The sequence below is a fragment of the Streptomyces sp. NPDC006261 genome, assembly GCF_040613515.1.
Taxonomy (GTDB): domain Bacteria; phylum Actinomycetota; class Actinomycetes; order Streptomycetales; family Streptomycetaceae; genus Streptomyces.
This window is the reverse complement of the sequence record NZ_JBEXSI010000004.1, coordinates 129,200-150,016: the sequence shown is the minus strand read 5'-3', so window position 1 is coordinate 150,016 and position 20,817 is coordinate 129,200. Positions and strand designations below refer to the sequence as shown.

General features: G+C 69.6%; 19 protein-coding genes. 7 read left to right on the top strand and 12 right to left on the bottom strand.

Going from position 1 to position 20,817, the window contains the following annotated elements; all coding sequences use genetic code 11:
• The first annotated feature begins 118 nt into the window (after nt 1-118).
• Complete coding sequence (locus ABZ154_RS03980; protein WP_356828772.1) at nt 119-949, top strand: phosphatase PAP2 family protein; 831 nt, start codon at nt 119-121, stop codon at nt 947-949.
• 106 nt (nt 950-1,055) lie between these two features.
• Here the strand turns inward: ABZ154_RS03980 and ABZ154_RS03975 are convergent, their stop codons facing one another.
• The 8 genes from ABZ154_RS03975 to ABZ154_RS03940 all read right to left on the bottom strand — a co-directional run bounded on the left by ABZ154_RS03975 (nt 1,056) and on the right by ABZ154_RS03940 (nt 10,909).
• Nucleotides 1,056-2,879 carry a glycoside hydrolase family 18 protein gene (locus tag ABZ154_RS03975; RefSeq protein ID WP_356828770.1) on the bottom strand — a complete coding sequence of 608 codons (1,824 nt, stop codon included), beginning with the start codon at nt 2,877-2,879 and terminating at the stop codon, nt 1,056-1,058.
• A gap of 114 nt (nt 2,880-2,993) precedes the next feature.
• Nucleotides 2,994-3,458: a hypothetical protein gene (locus ABZ154_RS03970; protein WP_356828768.1), complete on the bottom strand. Its 465-nt coding sequence runs from the start codon at nt 3,456-3,458 to the stop codon at nt 2,994-2,996.
• A gap of 206 nt (nt 3,459-3,664) precedes the next feature.
• Nucleotides 3,665-5,080 carry an FAD-dependent oxidoreductase gene (locus tag ABZ154_RS03965; protein WP_356828766.1) on the bottom strand — a complete coding sequence of 472 codons (1,416 nt, stop codon included), beginning with the start codon at nt 5,078-5,080 and terminating at the stop codon, nt 3,665-3,667.
• A gap of 23 nt (nt 5,081-5,103) precedes the next feature.
• Complete coding sequence (locus ABZ154_RS03960) at nt 5,104-5,907, bottom strand: ABC transporter permease (RefSeq protein WP_356828764.1); 804 nt, start codon at nt 5,905-5,907, stop codon at nt 5,104-5,106.
• Nucleotides 5,907-6,848 (bottom strand): ABC transporter permease, encoded by a 942-nt coding sequence (locus ABZ154_RS03955; protein WP_356828762.1) that lies wholly within the window; start codon nt 6,846-6,848, stop codon nt 5,907-5,909. The genes ABZ154_RS03960 and ABZ154_RS03955 overlap by 1 nt, the downstream gene beginning before the upstream one ends.
• Nucleotides 6,845-7,999 carry an ABC transporter ATP-binding protein gene (locus tag ABZ154_RS03950; RefSeq protein WP_356828760.1) on the bottom strand — a complete coding sequence of 385 codons (1,155 nt, stop codon included), beginning with the start codon at nt 7,997-7,999 and terminating at the stop codon, nt 6,845-6,847. The genes ABZ154_RS03955 and ABZ154_RS03950 overlap by 4 nt, the downstream gene beginning before the upstream one ends.
• A gap of 74 nt (nt 8,000-8,073) precedes the next feature.
• Nucleotides 8,074-9,321 (bottom strand): spermidine/putrescine ABC transporter substrate-binding protein, encoded by a 1,248-nt coding sequence (locus ABZ154_RS03945; protein WP_356828758.1) that lies wholly within the window; start codon nt 9,319-9,321, stop codon nt 8,074-8,076.
• Nucleotides 9,322-9,394: 73 nt separating this feature from the next.
• Nucleotides 9,395-10,909: a gamma-aminobutyraldehyde dehydrogenase gene (locus ABZ154_RS03940; RefSeq protein ID WP_356828756.1), complete on the bottom strand. Its 1,515-nt coding sequence runs from the start codon at nt 10,907-10,909 to the stop codon at nt 9,395-9,397.
• 207 nt (nt 10,910-11,116) lie between these two features.
• Between ABZ154_RS03940 and ABZ154_RS03935 the strand changes: the two genes are divergently transcribed.
• Complete coding sequence (locus tag ABZ154_RS03935; RefSeq protein ID WP_356828754.1) at nt 11,117-11,665, top strand: NADAR family protein; 549 nt, start codon at nt 11,117-11,119, stop codon at nt 11,663-11,665.
• Between the two features lie 83 nt (nt 11,666-11,748).
• Here ABZ154_RS03935 and ABZ154_RS03930 read toward each other — a convergent pair whose 3' ends face one another.
• Nucleotides 11,749-12,444, bottom strand: coding sequence for a DUF4190 domain-containing protein (locus ABZ154_RS03930; RefSeq protein WP_319174475.1), 696 nt, complete (start codon nt 12,442-12,444; stop codon nt 11,749-11,751).
• Nucleotides 12,445-12,582: 138 nt separating this feature from the next.
• Here ABZ154_RS03930 and ABZ154_RS03925 point away from each other — a divergent pair, with 138 nt between their 5' ends.
• The 3 genes from ABZ154_RS03925 to ABZ154_RS03915 all read left to right on the top strand — a co-directional run bounded on the left by ABZ154_RS03925 (nt 12,583) and on the right by ABZ154_RS03915 (nt 15,288).
• Nucleotides 12,583-13,617 (top strand): adenosine deaminase, encoded by a 1,035-nt coding sequence (locus tag ABZ154_RS03925; protein ID WP_128848225.1) that lies wholly within the window; start codon nt 12,583-12,585, stop codon nt 13,615-13,617.
• A gap of 93 nt (nt 13,618-13,710) precedes the next feature.
• Nucleotides 13,711-14,424: a glycerophosphodiester phosphodiesterase gene (locus tag ABZ154_RS03920; RefSeq protein ID WP_356828752.1), complete on the top strand. Its 714-nt coding sequence runs from the start codon at nt 13,711-13,713 to the stop codon at nt 14,422-14,424.
• Between the two features lie 60 nt (nt 14,425-14,484).
• Nucleotides 14,485-15,288, top strand: a complete 804-nt coding sequence (locus ABZ154_RS03915; protein ID WP_356828750.1) for an SAM-dependent methyltransferase — start codon at nt 14,485-14,487, stop codon at nt 15,286-15,288.
• Between the two features lie 3 nt (nt 15,289-15,291).
• Here ABZ154_RS03915 and ABZ154_RS03910 read toward each other — a convergent pair whose 3' ends face one another.
• From ABZ154_RS03910 to ABZ154_RS03900, 3 genes are all read right to left on the bottom strand, one after another.
• A complete protein-coding gene (locus tag ABZ154_RS03910) occupies nt 15,292-15,831 on the bottom strand; it encodes a hypothetical protein (RefSeq protein WP_356828748.1) in 540 nt (179 codons plus the stop codon).
• A gap of 55 nt (nt 15,832-15,886) precedes the next feature.
• Nucleotides 15,887-17,050, bottom strand: a complete 1,164-nt coding sequence (locus ABZ154_RS03905) for a spermidine/putrescine ABC transporter substrate-binding protein (protein ID WP_356828831.1) — start codon at nt 17,048-17,050, stop codon at nt 15,887-15,889.
• A gap of 164 nt (nt 17,051-17,214) precedes the next feature.
• Entirely contained in the window at nt 17,215-18,654 is a 1,440-nt protein-coding gene (locus ABZ154_RS03900; protein ID WP_128848217.1) for a gamma-aminobutyraldehyde dehydrogenase, read from the bottom strand.
• Between the two features lie 176 nt (nt 18,655-18,830).
• Here ABZ154_RS03900 and ABZ154_RS03895 point away from each other — a divergent pair, with 176 nt between their 5' ends.
• Together ABZ154_RS03895 and ABZ154_RS03890 are read left to right on the top strand one after the other, a co-directional pair.
• Complete coding sequence (locus ABZ154_RS03895) at nt 18,831-19,322, top strand: Lrp/AsnC family transcriptional regulator (protein ID WP_030569493.1); 492 nt, start codon at nt 18,831-18,833, stop codon at nt 19,320-19,322.
• A complete protein-coding gene (locus ABZ154_RS03890) occupies nt 19,307-20,686 on the top strand; it encodes an aspartate aminotransferase family protein (RefSeq protein WP_128848215.1) in 1,380 nt (459 codons plus the stop codon). Before ABZ154_RS03895 ends, ABZ154_RS03890 begins: the two co-directional genes overlap by 16 nt.
• Nucleotides 20,687-20,817 lie beyond the last annotated feature (131 nt).

Genomic DNA, 20,817 nt, shown 5'->3' with positions numbered 1-20,817 from the left:
GCCTTTCGCCGTCGCCGTCCGGCATCCGGGTGAGGCCTGTGAAGAAGGTGTGCGGGGGCGATGGGGGGCGGCGGCTACGGCTGTCGGCCGCCTCTTCGCTGCCGTACGGTTTCTGCAGATGAGAGAAACACATCGCCCGCGGGAAACCGCGGGTGATTCCGGGTCGGGGCTTCCCCAGCACCGTCCCGGGCGTGCCTTCGTGCACGCCTCCGGAGCCTCTGGCTCCGGTACTCCTCACCGATCGGACGGCCGCCCGCCCCACACCCCCCGGGGCGCGCGGCAACCCGGTCCCGCCGGCCATCCCGGAACAACCCCCCCTGTTCCCGGGTGGCCGGCCTCTCTCCTTCTCGGCTCCCTGCTGACGCTGTTCGCGCTGATCACCTGGCAGGTGATGGCCGCCGGCCCGCTGGTCCGGCTGGACGAACGCGTCGGCGAGAGCCTGTTCCGGCGCGGCCCGGCAGGCCTGTCCCAGCTCTTCTCGGATCTCGGCGCAGTGCCGGTGGCGCTCCCGGTGCTCGTCTGCGCGATCGCGTACGCGCTGTGGCGCGGCGCCCGGCGGCTGCCGGTGTACGCGGCCCTCACCATGGCGGCCGTACCCGCGCTGGTGATCCCGCTGAAGGTGGCCACCGCCCGGCAGGGCCCGCTGACCGAGGCCGTCAACTACTACCCGTCGGGCCATACGGCGACGGCCGCGGTGGCGTACGGGGCTTCGGCCCTGCTCCTCCTCGCCGTCCCGCGACCGGCGTGGCTGCGCGTGTGGGTGCCGCCCGCCGCCGCTGTGCTGCTGACGGCTGCGACGGGCGTGGGGCTGGTGCTGCACGGCTACCACTGGCCGCTGGACGTGCTGGCGAGCTGGTGCCTGGGGCCGGTGCTGCTCGCGCCGCTGTGGTGGGTCAGCCGCGGGCCTCGGGGGCGGGCACGGATCGGGTCGCCGGAAGCGCCGTCATGATCATCCCAGGACGGCAGGACGGCAGGACGGCATGGATGATGCCCGTCGCCGCGATCCTCTTCACCCCGGCGACGGGCATCGGTCTGGTGGGTACCTCAGGGGTACCTCAGCGGCCGAAGTAGGCGCTGAAATTCCGGGAGAACTCCCAGTTGTTGAACCGGTCCCAGTTGATCGACCAGGTCATCAGGCCGCGCAGGTCGGACCAGGTCCCGTGGGTCCGGTAGGAGCCGCAGTCGGTCTTCTTGATCAGGCAGTTGAGCGCCTTGCTGACCTCGGCCGGTGAGGTGTGGCCGTTGCCCGCGTGGGTGGAGGCCGGGAGGCCGATGGCGACCTGGTCGGGGCGCAGGCCCGGGAAGACGCGGCTCGTGTCGCCCGCGACCGGGAAGCCGGCGAGCAGCATGTCGGTCATGGCGATGTGGAAGTCCGCGCCGCCCATCGAGTGGTACTGGTTGTCCAGCCCCATGACCGGGCCCGAGTTGTAGTCCTGGACGTGCAGCAGGGTCAGGTCGTCGCGCAGGGCGTGGATGACCGGCAGGTAGGCGCCGGCGCGCGGGTCCTGGCCGCCCCAGGGGCCGGAGCCGTAGAACTGGTAACCGAGCTGGACGAAGAAGGTCTCGGGCGCCATCGTGAGGACGAAGTCGGAGCCGTACTTCGCCTTGAGGGTCCTCACCGCGGAGATCAGGTTGACGATCACCGGCGAGGTCGGGGAGCGGAAGTCGGTGTCCCCGGTGTTCAGCGAGAGGGAGTGGCCCTCGAAGTCGATGTCCAGGCCGTCCAGGCCGTAGGTGTCGATGATCTTCGAGACCGAGGTGACGAAGGCGTCCCGTGCGGCGGTGGAGGCGAGCTGCACCTGGCCGTTCTGGCCGCCGATGGAGATCAGGACCTTCTTGCCCGCGGCCTGCTTGGCCTTGATGGCGGCCTTGAACTCCGCCTCGGACTCGACGTTCGGGCACTCGGCGACCGGGCAGAGCGAGAAGCGGATGTCGCCGGAGGTCACGGAGGTGGGCTCACCGAAGGCGAGGTTGATGACGTCCCAGGAGGCGGGCACGTCCGCCATGCGGGTGTAGCCGGAGCCGTTGGCGAAGCTGGAGTGGAGGTAGCCGACCAGCGCCCGGGCCGGGAGCTTGGTGTCGCCGCCCCCGCCGCCCGCCGTGGTGGTCGCGGTGAGGGCAGCCGACTTCGCGGACTCGCCGGCCGCGTTGGTGGCGGTGACCTGGAAGCTGTACGCGGTGGAGGCGGCCAGTCCGGTCACGGTGGCGGACGGGCCGGCGGCGGTGGCCACCTTCGTACCGCCGCGGTAGACGTTGTAGCCGGTGGCGCCGGAGACGGCGTTCCAGGACAGAGCGACGGAGGAGGAGGTGACCGCGGTGGTCCGCAGGCCCGCAGGGACGGCGGGGAGGACGACCGGGTCGCCGCCGGGGCCGACGAGGGCGAGGTCGTCGACGTAGTGGGCGGGGGTGCCGTACCAGCCGTGGGTGTAGACGCTCACGGAGGTGGTGGAGGGGCCGGTGGTGAAGCTGGTGGTGAGCTGCTTCCAGGCACCGGTGGACTGGGTCCAGGTGGAGACGTCGGTGGTGCCGGTGCCGGTGGCGCCGAGGTAGACGGGGCTGCCCTGTACCCAGGCGCTCAGCGTGTAGCGGGAGTTGGGCTTGACCGTGACCGCCTGGGAGCACTTGGCGTTGTCGTTGCCCGCCGGAGTTCCCCTCAGCGCCGCCGTGCCGCCGCGCACCGGGGTGGAGACGACCGCGCCGCTGCCCGCGGTGCAGCTCCAGCCGTCGAGACCCGCCTCGAACCCGCCGTTGCGCGCCACATCCACGTCCGCCGCGCTCGCTGCCGGTGCCGTGGCGACCAGGGCACCGGCAGCGAGCACTGCGGCCGTACAGGTGGCCAGAAGTCCGGAGATTCTGACGGTTGGTCCGGTGCGTTCCACAACAGCCTCCGTGCAGGGGGGAATTGGGTGTGGCGTGCGCACAACATGGTCCAGACCAATCAGGTTGTCAAGACCTCTGGCAGTGGGGCCGCCTTTCACGGCCTTCGACAGGGGTCACCCGCCTTCGCGGTCGTCCTGGGCGGCGGCTCCGGCCGCCTCGTGCATCGCCAGCTCCAGCAGCGCCGCGTCCGTAAGGGTCCCCGAACCGTCCGGCGGGATCAGCCACCGCACCCGTCCGGCCGGCCGGCCCGGATGGGGAACGGCGATCCAGGTGCCGGGGCCCGCGCCCCGGATGCCGGTACCGACCCAGCGGGACGCGGTGCCCGGCGGGACGAAGAAGCCCGTACGGGACTCGCCGAAGTCGGCGAGCACCGGTCCGGGCCGGTCGATGAGACGGATGAGCACGTCCAGCGTCCAACGCCCCAGCTCCCCCGGCAGGATCAGCACGTCCCAGCGCTTGCCGGCGGGAAGGAGCACGATCCCCCGCGGATCGCGCTCCCACTCCCACCGGCAGGCGCCCGGATCCGGTGCCACCGATGTGAGCCATTCGACCGCGGCCCTGGTCTCCGAGCCAGTCATGACCAGCCTCCCGGTTGGTGCGGAGCACCGGCAGGGTCCTACCGGTGCGTACACGGGCGAGAGAGCGTCGGGCACGAACTATGACGCGCGTTGGGGCTACTTGTCGGCCGTGACGTGGGTCACAGCAGCGATGACCCGGTGGCCGGGCCACCGGGTCATCGGGTCGACGGGTCGACGGGTCGACGGGGAAGGAGTCCAGGGGCGGGTCAGCTGTCGAAGCCGAGGCCCAGCTTGTCCATCGTCTTCAGCCACAGATTGCGGTGCCCGCCGTTGGCGTCGGCGCGGGCGAGGGACCGCTTGGTGATCTCGATCCCGGCCCAGGCGAACGGCTCCGGCGGGAACGGCATCGGCCTCGTGCGGACCATCTCCAGGCGGGTCCGCTCGGTTTCCTCAGCGGCGAGCAGATCGAGCATCACATCGGCCCCGAAACGCGTGGAGCCGACGCCGAGGCCCGTATATCCGGCGGCGTACGCGACCCGTCCCTGATGGGCCGTTCCGAAGAATGCCGTGAAACGCGAGCAGGTGTCGATCGCGCCGCCCCAGGCATGCGAGAAATGCAGCCCGGAAAGCTGCGGAAAACAGTCGAAGAACTGTTCCGCGAGTTTCAGGAACGTCTCCGGACGCTGGTCCAGATCGACGCTGAGACGGCCCCCGTACGGATAGATCGCGTCATATCCGCCCCACAGGATCCGATGGTCCGAGGAGAGCCGGAAGTAGTGGAACTGGTTTGCGCTGTCGCCCAGTCCCTGGCGCCCCTTCCAGCCGATGGATTCCAGCTGCCCGGGGTTGAGCGGTTCGGTCATCAGCGCGTAGTCGTAGACCGGCACGGTGTACGGGCGGACCCGCTTGACGAGCGAGGGGAAGATGTTGGTGCCGAGCGCGACCCTGCGGGCGAAGACCCGCCCGTACGGCGTACGCACCGCCATCCCCGGGCCGGAGCGCACGAGGTCGAGGCCCCGGGTGTGCTCGTAGATCCGTACGCCCAGCTCCAGGCAGGCCCGCTTCAGGCCCCAGGCAAGCTTGGCCGGGTGCAGCATCGCCACGCCGTTCCGGTCCCAGAGGCCGCCGAGGAAGGTGGGCGAGTCGACCTCGGCGCGCAGGGCGTCGCGGTCCAGGAAGTCCACGCCCGTGATGCCGAGCTTCACCAGCTCGCCGTGCCATTCCCGCAGCTCTTCGAGCTGGTGGGGCTCAGTGGCGACATCGATCTCGCCGGTCCGCTCGAACTCGCAGTCGATGCCGTAGCGGGCGACGGCTGCCTCGATGGCGTCGAGGTTCCGCACCCCCAGCTCCTCCAGCTTCCCGATCTCGTCCGGCCACCGCTCCACGCCGTTGGCCAGGCCGTGGGTGAGGGAGGCGGCACAGAAGCCGCCGTTGCGGCCCGAGGCGGCCCAGCCCACCTCGTGCCCCTCGATGAGGACGACGTCCCGGCCGGGGTCGCGCTCCTTGGCGATGAGCGCGGTCCACAGGCCGCTGTAGCCGCCGCCGATGACCAGGAGGTCGGTGTGCTCGTCACCGGTGAGGGCGGGCAGCGCATCGGGTTTGGCCGGATCGTCCAGCCAGTAGGAGACCGGCTTGGCGCCGGAGAGTGATTGTGCGGCGATACTCATGGCAGCTGGGGCCATGGTTTCCAACTCCTTCAGGACTTTCAGGTTCGAGCGTTGCTCTTCCGTCGGCTCGCGATGAGCTGGCCGACGAGAACCATCGTTACCGCAATGATGAACATGGCGGTGCCGATGACGTTGATCTGGACGGGCGTGCCGCGCTGTGCCGAACCCCACACGAACATGGGGAAGGTGACGGTGGAGCCCGCATTGAAATTCGTGATGATGAAATCGTCGAACGAGAGCGCGAAGGCGAGCAGTGCTCCCGCCGCGATTCCGGGGGCGGCGATGGGGAGGGTCACCCGGACGAAGGTCTGCACGGGTCCCGCGTACAGATCGCGGGCGGCTTCCTCCAGTCTCGGGTCCATCGACATCACGCGCGCCTTGACCGCCGTCACCACGAAGCTGAGGCAGAACATGATGTGCGCGATCAGCACGGTCCAGAAGCCGAGCTGGGCGCCCATGTTCAGGAAGAGCGTGAGCAGGGACGCGGCCATGACGACCTCGGGCATCGCCATCGGCAGGAAGATCAGCGAGCTGATCGCGCCGCGCGCCCGGAAGCGGTAGCGGACCAGTGCGAAGGCGACCATCGTCCCGAGCGCGGTGGCCCCGAGCGTCGCCCAGAAGGCGATCTGGAGGGAGAGCGAGAGCGAGCCGCAGAGGTCGGCGACGCCGCAGGGGTCCTTCCAGGCGTCCAGGGAGAACCGCTGCCACTCGTAGTTGAAGCGCCCGTTGGGTTTGTTGAACGAGAACACCATCACGACGATGTTCGGCAGGATCATGTACGCGAGGGTCAGCAGACCCGCGATGACGATCAGGTTCCGGCGTATCCAGCGCAGTACGGGCATCAGACCAGGTCCTCCGTCCCGGAGCGGCGGATGTAGAAGGTGACCATCAGCAGGACGATCGCCATGAGGATGAACGAGAGCGCGGCGGCCGTCGGATAGTCCAGGACCCGCAGGAACTGGCTCTGGATGACGCTGCCGACCATCTTGGTGTCGGTGGATCCGAGAAGCTCGGCGTTGACGTAGTCGCCGCTGGCCGGGATGAAGGTCAGCAGGGTGCCGGAGACGACGCCCGGCATGGAGAGCGGGAACGTCACCTTGCGGAAGGTGGTGGCGGGGGTGGCGTAGAGGTCGCCCGCCGCCTCGTGCAGCCGGCCGTCGATCCGCTCCAGCGAGGTGTAGAGCGGCAGGATCATGAACGGCAGGAAGTTGTACGTCAGACCGCAGACGACGGCCATCGGGGTGGCGAGGACACGGTTGGACTCGGTCCAGCCGAGCCAGCTGGTGACGTCCAGGACGTGCAGGGTGTTGAGCACGTCCACGACCGCGCCGCCGTCGGCGAGGATCGTCTTCCACGCCAGCGTACGGATGAGGAAGCTGGTGAAGAACGGGGCGATGACCAGCACCAGCACCAGGTTGCGCCAGCGGCCCGCCTTGAAGGCGATGAGGTAGGCGAGCGGGTAGCCCAGCAGCAGGCAGAGGATCGTGGCGGTGCCCGCGTACAGCAGGGACCGGATGAACTGCGGGTAGTAGTCGCGCAGCGCGTCCGCGTACGTCCGGAAGTGCCAGGTGACCTCGAAGCCCTGCTCCAGGGAGCCGGTCTGTACGGAGGTGGAGGCCTGGTAGACGAGCGGCAGCGCGAAGAAGACGAGCAGCCACAGGATGCCGGGGAGCAGCAGCCAGTACGGGATGAGCCGCTTGCGGGCGGAGGGCCTGCGGAGCGTGAGCTTCCGGGGCTCCTCGGGCTGTGCGGGGCGCGCGGGCGGCGCTTCGGTGAGGCTCACTCCGCGTCCTCCACGCTCAAAGCGCCCGCGTCGATGTCCTGGGCGGCGTCGAGGCCGAAGGTGTGGGCCGGGTTCCAGTGCAGGACGACCTCGGCGCCGGGGACGAGGCGCGTGTCCCGCTCGATGTTCTGCTCGTACACCTGGAGGGCCCCTCCGGCCGGGCTCTCGACGACGTACTGGGTGGAGACGCCGATGAAGCTGGAGTCGGTGATGCGGCCGGTGACCCGGTTACGGCCTGCGGCGATGTCATCGGCGTCGTCCGCGTGGGCCAGGGATATCTTCTCGGGCCGGATGCCGAGGAGGAGCCGGCCGCCGCTGGTGGTGGGGGCCGAACATCGCTCGCGGGGCAGGGTGAGCTTCCCGCCGCCCGCGGCGACCATGAGGTCGGTTCCGCAGGAGACGATCTCGCCCTCGATGAGGTTGGAGGTGCCGAGGAAGTTGGCGACGAACGTGGTGCGCGGGTTCTCGTAGAGGTCGGCGGGGGCGCCGAGCTGCTCGACGCGGCCCCCGTTCATCACCGCGACGGTGTCGGCCATGGTCATGGCCTCCTCCTGGTCGTGGGTGACGTGCACGAAGGTGATGCCGACCTCGGTCTGGATCCGCTTGAGCTCCAGCTGCATCTGGCGGCGCAGCTTGAGGTCGAGGGCTCCGAGGGGTTCGTCGAGCAGCAGGACCTGCGGGTGGTTGATGAGCGCGCGGGCGACGGCGACGCGCTGCTGCTGGCCACCGGAGAGCTGGTGCGGTTTGCGGCGGGCGAAGTCGCCGAGCTGGACCAGCTCCAGCATGTCGTCGACCTGCTTCTTCACCGACTTGATGCCGCGCCGGCGCAGCCCGAAGGCGACGTTCTCGGTGATGTCCAGGTGCGGGAAGAGCGCATAGCTCTGGAAGACGGTGTTGACCGGCCGCTTGTACGGGGGCAGGTCGGTGATGTCCTTGCCGCCGAGGTAGACCGTGCCGGTGGTGGCCTCCTCCAGCCCGGCGATCATCCGCAGGGTGGTGGTCTTGCCGCAGCCGGAGGCGCCGAGCAGGGCGAAGAAGGAGCCCTCGGGGACGGTCAGGTCGAGCGGCTGTACGGCGGTGAAGGAGCCGTAGGTCTTGCTGATCCCGACGAGGCGGACATCGCCGCCCGCGGTCTGCTGCTGCTGTGTCATGGGTCGCGGTCCCAGTGTGTTCGGGGGGAGTTCGGGGAGGGGGTGACCTGGCCGTGTACCGGTGAGGTGCCTGGTCAGGCGCCGATGAGTTTGGCGAACTTCTCTTCGTACGCCGTCTCTTCCTCCGTGCTCAGGGAGCGGAAGGAGCGGGACTTCGCCGCCATCTCCCTATCGGGGAGGATCAGGGTGTTGGAGGCCATCGACTCGTCGATCTTGGCGAGTTCGTCGCGTACGCCGTCGACCGGGCAGACGTAGTTGATGTACGCGGCGAGCTGGGCGGCGACCGGCGGCTCGTAGTAGTAGTCGATGAGCTTCTCGGCGTTGGTCTTGTGCCGGGCCTGCGCGGGGACCAGGAGGTTGTCGCTGGAGGTGATGTAACCGGCGGCCGGGATCGCGAACTTGATGTCCGGGTTGTCGGCCTGGAGCTGGATGATGTCCCCGGCCCAGCCGACGCAGGCGGCGATGTCGCCCTTGCTGAGGTCGGCGGTGTAGTCGTTGCCGGTGAAGCGGCGGATCTGCTTCTTGTCGACGGCCTTCTGGAGCCGGCCGATCGCCCCGTCGAAGTCGGCGTCGGTGAACTTCCCCGGGTCCTTGCCCTGGTCGAGGAGGGTCATGCCGATGGTGTCGCGCATCTCGGAGAGGAAGGAGACGCGGCCCTTGAGCTTCGGGTCGTCGAGGAGCTGCGTGACCGAGTCGACCTTCCGGCCGCCGGTCGCCTTGGCGTTGTACGCGATGACCGTGGGGATGCCGGTCCAGGGGTAGGAGTAGGCGCGGCCGGGGTCCCAGTCGGGGGTGCGGAACTGGGCGGAGACGTTGGCGAAGGCGTGGGGCAGGTTCGAGGGGTCGAGCTTCTGCGCCCAGCCGAGCCGGATGATGCGGGCGGCGAGCCAGTCGGTGACGCAGATGAGGTCGCGTCCGGTGTTCTGGCCGGCGGCGAGCTGCGGTTTGATCTTCCCGAAGAACTCGACGTTGTCGTTGATGTCCTCGGTGTACTTGACCCTGATCCCGGTGCGCTTCGTGAACGCGGCGAGGGTGGGGCGGGTCTTCTCGTCGTCGCTGACGTCCATGTACTCGGTCCAGTTGGAGAAGGTGACTTCCTTCTCCTTCTCCGAGTGGTCGTCGGCGGCGGCCGCTCCCTCGGCGCGTCCGGCGGGCGGGATGCCGCAGGCGCCGAGGGTGGCTATTCCGCCCAGTGCGAGCGCGCCCATGCCGGAGGCGCGCAGCAGGGATCGGCGGGTGAGGACTCCCCTGCCGTTGTTCAAGGACCGCCTCATGGCCGCCAGTTGGGCGGACGACAGGCGCTCGGACTCGTAACTCTCCATACGCGTTTGCCCTTTCGGGTGGGAGGCCGCCGGGGCCCGTCGTCGTGGACGGGCCCCGATCGTGCGGCAGCTGCTATCGGTCCCCGAAGATCGTGCGGTGCCAGTCCTTTCGGGCGACCGCGGTGTTGTCGTACATGACGTGCTTGACCTGCGTGTACTCCTCGAAGGAGTACGCCGACATGTCCTTGCCGAAGCCGCTGGCCTTGTATCCGCCGTGCGGCATCTCGGAGAGGATCGGGATGTGGTCGTTCACCCACACACAGCCCGCCTGGATCTCGCGGGTGGCGCGGTTCGCGCGGTACAGGTCGCGGGTCCAGGCGGAGGCGGCCAGTCCGTACGGGGTGTCGTTGGCGAGGGCGATGCCCTCGTCGTCGGTGTCGAAGGGGAGGACCACCAGGACCGGGCCGAAGATCTCCGACTGGACGATCTCGCTGTCCTGGGCGGCGCCCGCGACGAGGGTGGGCCGGTAGTACGCGCCGTCGGCGAGTTCGCCGCCGGGGGCCTCGCCGCCGGTGACGACCTGGGCGTAGCCGCGGGCCCGCTCGACGAAGGCGGCGACGCGGTCGCGCTGGGCGTGGCTGATGAGGGGGCCGAGGTCGGTGGTGGCGGCGAAGGGGTCGCCGAGGCGGACGGTCTCCATGAGGGCGGCGACGTCGCGGACGAAGGCGTCGTAGAGGGGACGCTGGACGTAGGCGCGGGTGGCGGCGGTGCAGTCCTGGCCGGTGTTGATGAGCGATCCGGCGACCGCGCCGTGGACGGCGGCCTCCAGGTCGGCGTCGTCGAAGACCACGAAGGGGGCCTTGCCGCCGAGCTCCAGGTGGAGCCGCTTGACAGTGGCGGTGGCGATCTCCGCGACCCGCTTGCCGACGGCGGTGGAGCCGGTGAAGGAGGTCATCACGACGTCCGGGTGGCCGACGAGGTGCTCGCCCGCGTCCTTGCCCGCGCCGGTGACGACGTTGATGACGCCGTCGGGGATGCCCGCCTCGGTGGCGGCCTGGGCGAACATCAGCGAGGTCAGCGGGGTGAGCTCGGCGGGCTTGAGGACGATGGTGTTACCCGCGGCAACGGCCGGGAGGATCTTCCAGGCGGCCATCTGGAGCGGGTAGTTCCAGGGGGCGATGGAGCCGACGACACCGATCGCCTCGCGGCGTACGTACGAGGTGTGGTCGCCGTCGTACTCGGCGGCGGCCTTGCCCTCCAGGTGGCGGGCGGCGCCCGCGAAGAAGGCGGCGTTGTCGACGGTGCCGGGCACGTCGAACTCGGTGGAGAGCTTGATCGGCTTGCCGCACTGAAGGGATTCGGCGTACGCGAAGTCGTCGGCCTGCTCGGCGAGGACGGCGGCGAACCGGTGCAGGGCCTCGGAGCGCTCGCCGGGGGTGGCGGCCGACCAGCCGGGGAAGGCGGCCTGGGCGGCGGCGACGGCCGCGTCCACGTCCTCGGTGCCCGCCAGCTCGTACCGCAGGACGCTCTCGCCGGTCGCCGGGTTCACCACGTCGTGGTGGCGGCCGGACGTGCCCGGGAGCAGCTTGCCGCCGATGTACTGCGCACCTTCCGCGAAGCGGTCCTGAACCTGGAAGCCGTTGCTCATGACGCTCTCCTCCGCCGCTGTACCCGCTGAGCGGGGTCGGCGTAGCCTCTTCGTGAATTGAGTGCCGATCCTGACAGAGGGGCCCAGGCCCAACAAGTGATTCCGTTGTTTCCTTTTGGTTACGCGACGGAATCTGTCGACCATGTGTCGCGTCGGTGCGGAAATCCCCGTACGGAGTGTCAGTGGCGGATGCCACACTCACATGCCATGGGACCGATCGATGAGCTTCTCGCGGACGTGGCGCGGGGCAAGCGGGTGAAGTATCTGCCGTTCTGGGGCCACCGCCCGCGCCCGGACGGCCGGCTGGGGCCGAGCTGCCTGAGCCAGTGGTGGCCGTCGCCCTTCACGGTGGACGGGGTCGCTTACGCCAGCGCCGAGCACTGGATGATGGCCGGCAAGGCCCGCCTCTTCGGCGATACGGAGGCGGAGCGGGCGGCCGTTGAGGCGAGCAGCCCGGCGGCGGCGAAGAAGGCGGGGCGGCTGGTGCGCGGCTTCGACGAGGACCTGTGGATACGGGAGCGGTTCGCCCTGGTCGTGGAGGGCAGCACGCACAAGTTCGGGCAGAGCCCTGAGCTGGCCGGTTATCTGCTGGGCACGGGCGACCGGGTGCTGGTGGAGGCGTCGCCGCTGGACCGGATCTGGGGGATCGGGCTGGCGGCGGACGACGAGCGGGTGGAGCGGCCGCAGGAGTGGCAGGGGCTGAATCTGCTGGGGTTCGCGCTGATGGAGGCGCGGGCGCGGCTGCGGGCCTCGTAGACGGCAGGTACGACAGCGCCGCCCGGCCCGGCGGGGAGTGGTTCCCTGCCGGACCGGGCGGCGGATGCGGTACGTCCCCGGGGCTAGCCCCGGCCCTCGATGACCAGCGACGTGGCGAACGGGTCGTCGTCGTAGGTGTCGTCGAAGCTGGAGTCACCGTTGGCGATGGCCCAGATGATGAAGCCGAGGAGCACGGAACCGATCACGATGCCGACCGAGCCCGTGATGATCCCGGCGATCGCCATGCCCCGGTTGGTCGCCTCACCGCGCTTGGCCCGGCCGAGGCCGATGATGCCGAAGATCAGCGCGAGGATGCCGAGGATGATGTTCACCCCGTACATGCAGAAGCCGACCACCGAGATGATGCCCAGCACCAGCGCGGCCGTGCCGAGGCCGTTCGAGGGCTGGGGCCCCCAGGGCTGCTGGCCGCCGTAGGCGTCGTACCCCGGGTAGCCGCCGTACGGCTGCGCCGGCGGGGCCGGGTAGCCGTAGTGCCCGGTGGTCGGGGGCGGCGGTGCCTGGTGGCCGGGACCGCCCGGGCCGACCGGCGGCGGCGGTACGGCCGAGGGCGGCGGGCCGAAGCCACCGCCCGCCGGTATCGGTCCGGTGGATTCCGGGGCCGGGCCCGCACTCGGCATCGACGTCACGGTCTGCTGGTCGTGCACGGCGGGCGGCGGCGGGGCGGCGTCCTGCTTGCCCAGGTCCACCCTGCTGTCCGGCGGTGCCCACGGATCGCGCGGCGCGGCCCCGCCCCCGGGCTGCTCTGTGTTGTCTGACATGGGCCTCCCCCATCGTGGTCCCGTCATGCTACGGCCCGGCTCCGCGCCCCCTCACCCCGCCTACGATGATCGGTGCAGCCGGCCGGACCACCCCCGGGGCTCCGCCGATGTACACGCCGAACTGTGGGAGACAGACACATGACCGATCCGCACCCCTTCATCGCCGGGCTGCCCAAGGCCGAGCTCCACGTCCACCATGTCGGGTCCGCCTCGCCCCGGATCGTCGCCGAGCTGGCCGCCCGGCACCCGGACTCCAAGGTGCCGACCGACCCGGAGGCGCTGGCCGACTACTTCACCTTCACCGACTTCGCGCACTTCATCGAGGTCTACCTCTCGGTGGTGGACCTGATCCGCACCCCCGAGGACGTCCGGCTGCTCACCTTCGAGGTGGCGCGGGACATGGCCCGGCAGAACATCCGGTACGCGGAACTGACCGTGACCCCGTTCAGCTCGACCCGGCGCGGCATCCCGGAGGTGGCCTTCATGGAGGCCATCGAGGACGCCCGCAGGTCGGCCGAGGCCGAGCTGGGCGTCATCCTGCGCTGGTGCTTCGACATCCCGGGCGAGGCCGGGCTCCAGGCCGCCGAGGAGACGGCACGGCTCGCGGTGGAGCGGCGGCCCGACGGGCTCGTCTCCTTCGGGCTCGGCGGACCCGAGATCGGCGTGGAGCGCCCGCAGTTCAAGCCCTACTTCGACCGGGCCATCGCCGAGGGCCTCCACTCGGTGCCGCACGCCGGGGAGACCACCGGACCGCAGACGATCTGGGACGCGCTCACCGTGCTGCGCGCCGAGCGCATCGGCCACGGCACCAGCTCCGTCCAGGACCCGAAACTGCTGGAGCACCTCGCCGAGCACCGGATCGCCCTGGAGGTCTGCCCGACGTCGAACATCGCCACCCGCGCGGTCACGGACATCGAGCTCCACCCGATCCGGGAGATGGTGCAGGCGGGCGTCCTGGTCACCGTCAACAGCGACGACCCGCCCATGTTCGGCACCGACCTGAACAACGAGTACGCGGTCGCCGCCCGGCTGTTGAAGCTGGACGAGCAGGGCATCGCCGGCCTCGCGAAGAACGCGGTGGAGGCCTCGTTCCTGGACCCGGCCGGCAAGCGCCGGCTGGCCGAGGAGATCGACACGTACACGGCGAACTGGCTCCGGGGCCCCGCCCGCTGACCCCGACACGTAACCGTCCCGCTGACCCGGACACGTACGCGGAAAACCGCCTCCGGCGCCCCGTCCGCCGGACCCGGTCGTCACAATGGCCCCATGGCCGACACCACCTCCCGCCTCACCGCCGTCGCGCATCGCGGCGACCCGTACAGGGCCCGCGAGAACACGCTGCCCTCGATCCGCTCCGCCCTCGACCGGGGGGCGGACGCGGTCGAGATCGACGTACGCGTGACCCGCGACGGGGTGCCCGTCCTGCTCCACGACGAGACGCTGGAGCGGCTGTGGGGCCATGACCGGCGCGTCGACCGACTGACCCACCAAGAGGTGCTGGAGCTGACCGGCGGAGGGGTGCCGACCCTGCGCGAGGCGCTGGCCGCCACCGGGGAGCACCGGGTGATGGTGGACCTGCCCGGCTCCACGGACGCCTCGGTGAAGAAGATCGTGGGTACGGTCCTGGAGTGCGCGGCGGGCGAGCGGGCGTACTACTGCGCCGGCGCGGAGGCGATGCTGCGGGTGCGCGCCGTGGACCCGGCCGCGGAGATCGCGCTGACCTGGAACACGCTCGCCCCGCCGCGCCCGGTCCTGCTGGAGGCGGTGAGGCCGCGCTGGCTGAACTACCGCTTCGGCCTCGTCAGCCGCGAACTGGCCGACCGGGCGCACCGGGACGGGTTCCTCGTCTCCGCGTGGACGGCCGACACGAAGCGCACGATGCGCCGGCTGATCGAGCGGGGCGTCGACTCGATCACCACCAACAGGATCGACACCCTGGACAAGCTGCGACCCAACTCCCCTGCCCGAAGGGCCTCTTGATCGGTCCGGCATGATGGTCGGTGCCGTGAAGCGCCGGACGGGTACCGAGGAGCAGCAGACGTGAGTGAGAACCGACCGCAGGCCGGAGCCCCCGCCCGGATACGCTCCGACGTCGCGCACAACGCACGGGTCTGGAACTACTGGCTGGGCGGCAAGGACCACTACCCGGTGGACCGGGCGGTGGGCGACCAGGTCACCGGGATGTACCCGAGCATCGGTGAAGTGGCCCGCGCGGACCGGGCGTTCCTCGGCCGGGCGGTGCGGCTTCTGGCCGGGGACGTGGGCATCGGCCAGTTCCTGGACATCGGGACCGGTCTGCCGACGGCCGACAACACCCACGAGATCGCCCAGCACGCCGCCCCGCACGCCCGGGTCGTCTACGTCGACAACGACCCGATCGTCCTGGCCCACGCGCGGGCCCTGCTCACCAGTTCGCTGGAAGGTGCCACCGAGTACGTCGACGCGGACGCGCACCACCCGGAGCGGATCCTGAAAGCGGCCGAGCCCACCCTGGATCTGGGGCGGCCCGTGGCGGTGATGATGCTCGGCATCCTCAACTTCGTCCTGGACACGCAAGAGGCGCGGTCCATCGTCCGCACCCTGATGGCGGCCGTCCCGCCCGGCAGTCACCTGGTGCTGACCCACCCCACACTGGAGCTGGGCGGCGAGGGCAACGAGGCGGCGATGCGCTTCTGGAACGAGAACGCCACCCCGCCGATCACCGCCCGCAGCCGGGAGGAGTTCGCCTCGTTCCTGGACGGCCTGGAGATCCTGGAGCCGGGGATCGTCTCCTGCTCCCGCTGGCGTACGAACCCACGGGAGCAGGAGGTCGCCCAGTTCGGTGTGGTGGCCCGGAAGCCGTGAGACTCAGGCGCTCGCCGGAACAGGAGTCGCGAGGGCCGACGCCTGCTCAAGCACCTCCAGGCGCTTGATCATGCGGCGGACGATCAGCAGCGGGATGACGCCGAAGACCCCGAAGGACATGTCGATCACGGACCACCAGAGGGGGATGTCCCGGATCGGGCCGCAGATCAGGGCGAGCGGGATGATCCCGGCGCAGGCGATCATGCCGAACTCGATGACCCAGATGTTGCGGACCGGGTCGCGGTAGGGGCCGTAGAAGGCGACCGCGATGACCAGGTGGGCGAAGGCCAGCCAGTCGGTGCCGTACAGCATGAAGGGCGTGTCGCGTTCGATGGTGTCGAGCCCTTCGCGGACCCGGGTGATCCACTCCATCAGGCCCGGGAAGTGCTCGGGCACCGGGGAGGCGGAGGCGCCCAGCAGATCCTCGGCCCAGCGGAGTTCGGTGACGAGCGGGAAGGCGGTGACCCCGCTCAGCACCAGACAGACGATGAAGAAGACCAGCCATCTGCGTATACGCCGCGTGAGGGCGTGTCGCTCGCTCATGATCCGCAGCGTACGCCCGCCTTCACGCCCCCTTCACGCCGCCCCTGTGACGGCTTCACAAGCCGACGATGGAGTTCCATTTCTTGGCGAAGTCCATCCGCTCCTCCGAGGTGATGTCGCGGGCGATAGCGAGCCGTTCGCGCATCGCGTCGTCGGGGAAGATCAGCGGATCCTCGGCGAGCGCGGCCGTCTGCTCGTCCTTCGAGGAGGCCAGGACGTCACGGGCGGCGGGGACCGGGCAGACGTAGTTGACCCAGGTGGCGAGTTCGGCGGCGACCTCGGGGTCGTAGTAGTGGTCGACCAGCCGCTCCGCATTGCGCTTGTGGCGGGCGAGGTTGGGGATCATCAGGGACTCCGCCCACAGCTCGGCGCCCTCCTCGGGGACGACGAACTCGATGTCGGGGTTGTCGGCCTGGAGCTGGATGACGTCGCCGGAGTATGCCTGGCAGGCGAGCACATCGCCGGTGGCGAGGTCCTTGATGTAGTCGTTGCCCGTGAAGCGCCGGATGTGCTTGGAACGGACCCGCCGCTCCGTCTGCTCGCAGATCTCGTGGAAGTCGTCGGCGCTCCAGCGGGTGATGTCGACGCCGTTGCCCTGCATCAGGAGCGCGAACGACTCGTCGAGGCCGGAGAGCAGGGTGACCCGGCCGCGCAGGTCGTCCGCCCACAGGTCGCCGGTGGAGCGGATCTCGCGGCCGAGCCTCCTCCGGTTGTAGGCGATGCCCGTGATCCCGGACTGCCAGGGGACGCTGTGGAGCCGGCCCTCGTCGAAGGCGGGCGAACGCAGCTGCGGATCCAGGTGCTTGGCCACGTTGGGCTGCTTCGCCCGGTCCATCTCCTGGACCCAGCCGAGCCGGACGAAGCGGGCCGCCATCCAGTCGCTGATGACGATCAGGTCCCGGCCGGTCTGCTGGTGGTTCATCAGGGCGGGGCTGATCTTCCCGAAGAACTCGTCGTTGTCGTTGATCTCCTCCGTGTACGTGACGGAGATCCCGGTCCGCTCCGAGAAGGCGTCCAGGGTGGGCCGCTTCGACTCGTTGTCGTCGTCGGTGTCGATGTAGAGCGGCCAGTTGGCGAAGTGCAGTGTGCGGTCGGTGGCGGAGTTGTCCCGCCCCGCTCGCTCCCCCGGCTCCACGAAGGCCGCGGGCACCCCGCAGCCGGCCAGGGTGGCGCCGGCCGCTCCCGCCCCGAGGGCGCGCAGCAGGCAACGGCGGGACATGGGGTTCTTCGGGATCACTGGCACCCGCGCAGAATGCCCCTCGGCCACGGCGGCGGGCAATGGACCAAGCGTCCAGCGGGACGCACCCGCCCCGCACACGTTGTCCAGAAAGGGCACGGCCCCGGGCCGGAGCCCGGGGCCGTGAAACTGCGACAATCCGTGGATCAGTCCTCGATGGACGTCATGACGTGCTTGACGCGGGTGTAGTCCTCGAAGCCGTAAGCGGAGAGGTCCTTGCCGTAGCCGGACTTCTTGAACCCGCCGTGCGGCATCTCCGCGACCAGCGGGATGTGGGTGTTGATCCACACGCAGCCGAAGTCGAGGTTCTTGGACATGCGCATGGCGCGGGAGTGGTTCGTGGTCCACACCGAGGAGGCGAGCGCGTAGTCGACGCCGTTGGCGTACTCGACGGCCTGCTTCTCGTCGGTGAACGACTGGACCGTGATGACGGGCCCGAAGACCTCGTTCTGGATGATCTCGTCGTCCTGCTTGAGGCCGGAGACGACGGTCGGGGCGTAGAAGTAGCCCTTGTCGCCGACCCGGTGACCGCCCGCCTCGACCTTGGCGTGGGCGGGAAGCCGCTCGATGAAGCCGCTGACCTGCTTCAGCTGGTTGGCGTTGTTGAGCGGGCCGTACGCCACGTCCTCGTCGTCCGGCTGCCCGGTCTTCGTGTCGGCGGCGGCCTTGGCCAGCGCGGTGACGAACTCGTCGTGGATCGACTCGTGGACCAGGACGCGGGTCGCGGCCGTACAGTCCTGGCCCGCGTTGAAGAAGCCAGCCTCCGAGACGCCCGAGACCGTCTTGGCGATGTCGGCGTCGTCGAAGACCACGACGGGCGCCTTGCCGCCGAGCTCCAGGTGGACGCGCTTGACATCCTTGGCGGCGGACTCGGCGACCTGGATGCCGGCCCGGACCGAACCGGTGATGGAGGCCATCGCCGGGGTCGGGTGCTCGACCATCGCGCGGCCGGTGTCCCGGTCGCCGCACAGGACGTTGAAGACGCCCTTGGGCAGGATCTGGCCCATGATCTCGGCCATCAGGACGGTCGACGCCGGGGTGGTGTCGGACGGCTTGATCACGACGGTGTTGCCCGCGGCGAGCGCCGGGGCGAACTTCCAGACGGCCATCATCATCGGGTAGTTCCACGGCGCGACCTGCGCGCACACGCCGACGGGCTCGCGGCGGACGATGGAGGTCAGGCCCTCCATGTACTCACCGGCCGAGCGGCCCTCGAGCAGCCGCGCGGCGCCCGCGAAGAAGCGGATCTGGTCCACCATCGGCGGGATCTCTTCGCTGCGGGTGAGCCCGATCGGCTTGCCGGTGTTCTCCGACTCGGCCGCGATCAGGTCCTCCGCACGCTCCTCGAAGGCGTCCGCGATCTTCAGCAGGGCCTTCTGGCGCTCGGCGGGCGTCGTGTCGCGCCAGGCCGGGAAGGCGGCCGCGGCGGCCTCCATGGCGGCATCGACATCGGCCTGGCCGGAGAGCGGCGAGGTCGCGTAGACCTCTTCCGTCACCGGGCTGACCACATCGATGGTCCGCCCGTCCGCGGCGTCCCGGAATTCCCCGTTGATGTAGTTGCGCAGACGGCGCACCTCGGTGGTCATGACCACCCCTCCTGTCGGCTGTCCGATGGGTGAGATGTCCACCCTAATCGTTCCGGTGTCGCTTTCGACATAGGCACCCACCCCTAGCTTCGGATTCAGTCGGTTCTGAGCACTCACTCAACGAATTTCATCGATCTGGGGTTGCGATACAGACGAGTGCGGTGCAGAGTGGATGCGTGGCCAGTCGCAGCGCAGACTCCAGGACCGGGAACGGATCGTCACCGGCGGTCGATGCCGTCTCCCTCGCAATCATCGAGCAGCTCCAGGAGGACGGACGCCGTCCGTACGCCGCGATCGGCAAGGCCGTCGGCCTCTCCGAAGCGGCTGTGCGCCAGCGCGTCCAGAAGCTGCTCGACCAGGGCGTGATGCAGATCGTCGCCGTCACGGACCCGCTCACCGTGGGATTCCGGCGCCAGGCGATGGTCGGCATCAATGTCGAGGGCGACCTCGACCCGGTGGCCGAAGCCCTGTCGGCCATGGCCGAGTGCGAGTACGTGGTGATGACCGCGGGCTCCTTCGACCTGATGGTGGAGATCGTCTGCGAGGACGACGACCACCTGCTGGAGACGATCAACAAACGCATCCGGACCCTTCCCGGCGTGCGCTCCACCGAGAGCTTTGTCTACCTCAAGCTCAAGAAGCAGACCTATATGTGGGGAACCCGATAGCCGTGAGCAAGGACCTCAGCCGAACCGCGTACGACCACCTGTGGATGCACTTCACCCGCATGTCGGACTACGAGAACGCGCCCGTTCCCACCATCGTGCGTGGCGAGGGAACGTACATCTTCGACGACAAGGGCAAGCGCTACCTGGACGGCCTCTCCGGGCTGTTCGTGGTCAACGCCGGCCACGGTCGTCACGAGCTCGCCGAGACGGCGTACAAGCAGGCCCAGGAGCTCGCCTTCTTCCCGGTGTGGTCCTACGCCCACCCGAAGGCCGTCGAGCTGGCCGAGCGTCTCGCCGACTACGCGCCGGGCGACCTCAACAAGGTCTTCTTCACCACTGGTGGCGGCGAGGCCGTCGAGACCGCCTGGAAGCTGGCCAAGCAGTATTTCAAGCTCAAGGGCCAGCCGACCAAGTACAAGGTCATCTCGCGTGCGGTCGCCTACCACGGCACCCCGCAGGGCGCGCTGTCCATCACCGGTCTGCCCGCCCTCAAGGCCCCCTTCGAGCCGCTGGTCCCCGGCGCGCACAAGGTGCCGAACACCAACATCTACCGCGCCCCGCTCTTCGGCGACGACCCGGTGGCCTTCGGCCGCTGGGCCGCCGACCAGATCGAGCAGGAGATCCTCTTCGAGGGCCCCGAGACCGTCGCGGCCGTCTTCCTGGAGCCCGTGCAGAACGCGGGCGGCTGTTTCCCGCCGCCGCCGGGCTACTTCCAGCGGGTCCGCGAGATCTGCGACAAGTACGACGTGCTGCTCGTCTCCGACGAGGTCATCTGCGCCTTCGGCCGCCTCGGCACGATCTTCGCCTGCGACAAGTTCGGCTACGTACCGGACATGATCACCTGCGCGAAGGGCATGACCTCCGGCTACTCCCCGATCGGTGCCTGCATCGTCTCGGACCGCGTCGCCGAGCCGTTCTACCAGGGTGGCAACACCTTCCTGCACGGCTACACCTTCGGCGGCCACCCGGTCTCCGCGGCGGTCGGCCTCGCCAACCTGGACATCTTCGAGCGTGAGAACCTCACGCAGCACGTCCTGGACAACGAGAACGCCTTCCTCACCACGCTGCAGAAGCTGCACGACCTGCCGATCGTCGGCGACGTCCGCGGCAACGGCTTCTTCTACGGCATCGAGCTGGTGAAGGACAAGGCCACCAAGGAGACGTTCACCGACGAGGAGACCGAGCGCGTCCTCTACGGCTTCCTCTCCAAGGCGCTTTACGACAACGGCCTCTACTGCCGGGCCGACGACCGCGGCGACCCGGTCGTCCAGCTCGCTCCGCCGCTGATCTCGGACCAGTCGACGTTCGACGAGATCGAGGGCATCCTGCGGGCCGTGCTGACGGAGGCGTGGACGAAGCTCTGACCGTCCGGACCTGACCGCCCCGACCTCCTCTGGATGATCATCATTCAGCGGTCATTTCATACGGTCCACCCGGCCCGGATGCGCCCTTTCGAGTGAGAAGGGGAGCATCCGGGCCGCGTGCTGTGCGTACA

Bases quoted from the DNA above. Each gene is read 5' to 3' on its own strand.
- ABZ154_RS03935 (WP_356828754.1), top strand. From the start codon at position 11,117: ATGGGACCGATCGATGAGCTTCTCGCGGACGTGGCGCGGGGCAAGCGG.
- ABZ154_RS03940 (WP_356828756.1), bottom strand. From the start codon at position 10,909: ATGAGCAACGGCTTCCAGGTTCAGGACCGCTTCGCGGAAGGTGCGCAG.
- ABZ154_RS03925 (WP_128848225.1), top strand. From the start codon at position 12,583: ATGACCGATCCGCACCCCTTCATCGCCGGGCTGCCCAAGGCCGAGCTC.
- ABZ154_RS03920 (WP_356828752.1), top strand. From the start codon at position 13,711: ATGGCCGACACCACCTCCCGCCTCACCGCCGTCGCGCATCGCGGCGAC.
- ABZ154_RS03905 (WP_356828831.1), bottom strand. From the start codon at position 17,050: ATGTCCCGCCGTTGCCTGCTGCGCGCCCTCGGGGCGGGAGCGGCCGGC.
- ABZ154_RS03960 (WP_356828764.1), bottom strand. From the start codon at position 5,907: ATGCCCGTACTGCGCTGGATACGCCGGAACCTGATCGTCATCGCGGGT.
- ABZ154_RS03910 (WP_356828748.1), bottom strand. From the start codon at position 15,831: ATGAGCGAGCGACACGCCCTCACGCGGCGTATACGCAGATGGCTGGTC.
- ABZ154_RS03980 (WP_356828772.1), top strand. From the start codon at position 119: ATGAGAGAAACACATCGCCCGCGGGAAACCGCGGGTGATTCCGGGTCG.
- ABZ154_RS03900 (WP_128848217.1), bottom strand. From the start codon at position 18,654: ATGACCACCGAGGTGCGCCGTCTGCGCAACTACATCAACGGGGAATTC.
- ABZ154_RS03970 (WP_356828768.1), bottom strand. From the start codon at position 3,458: ATGACTGGCTCGGAGACCAGGGCCGCGGTCGAATGGCTCACATCGGTG.
- ABZ154_RS03930 (WP_319174475.1), bottom strand. From the start codon at position 12,444: ATGTCAGACAACACAGAGCAGCCCGGGGGCGGGGCCGCGCCGCGCGAT.
- ABZ154_RS03945 (WP_356828758.1), bottom strand. From the start codon at position 9,321: ATGGAGAGTTACGAGTCCGAGCGCCTGTCGTCCGCCCAACTGGCGGCC.
- ABZ154_RS03950 (WP_356828760.1), bottom strand. From the start codon at position 7,999: ATGACACAGCAGCAGCAGACCGCGGGCGGCGATGTCCGCCTCGTCGGG.
- ABZ154_RS03965 (WP_356828766.1), bottom strand. From the start codon at position 5,080: ATGGCCCCAGCTGCCATGAGTATCGCCGCACAATCACTCTCCGGCGCC.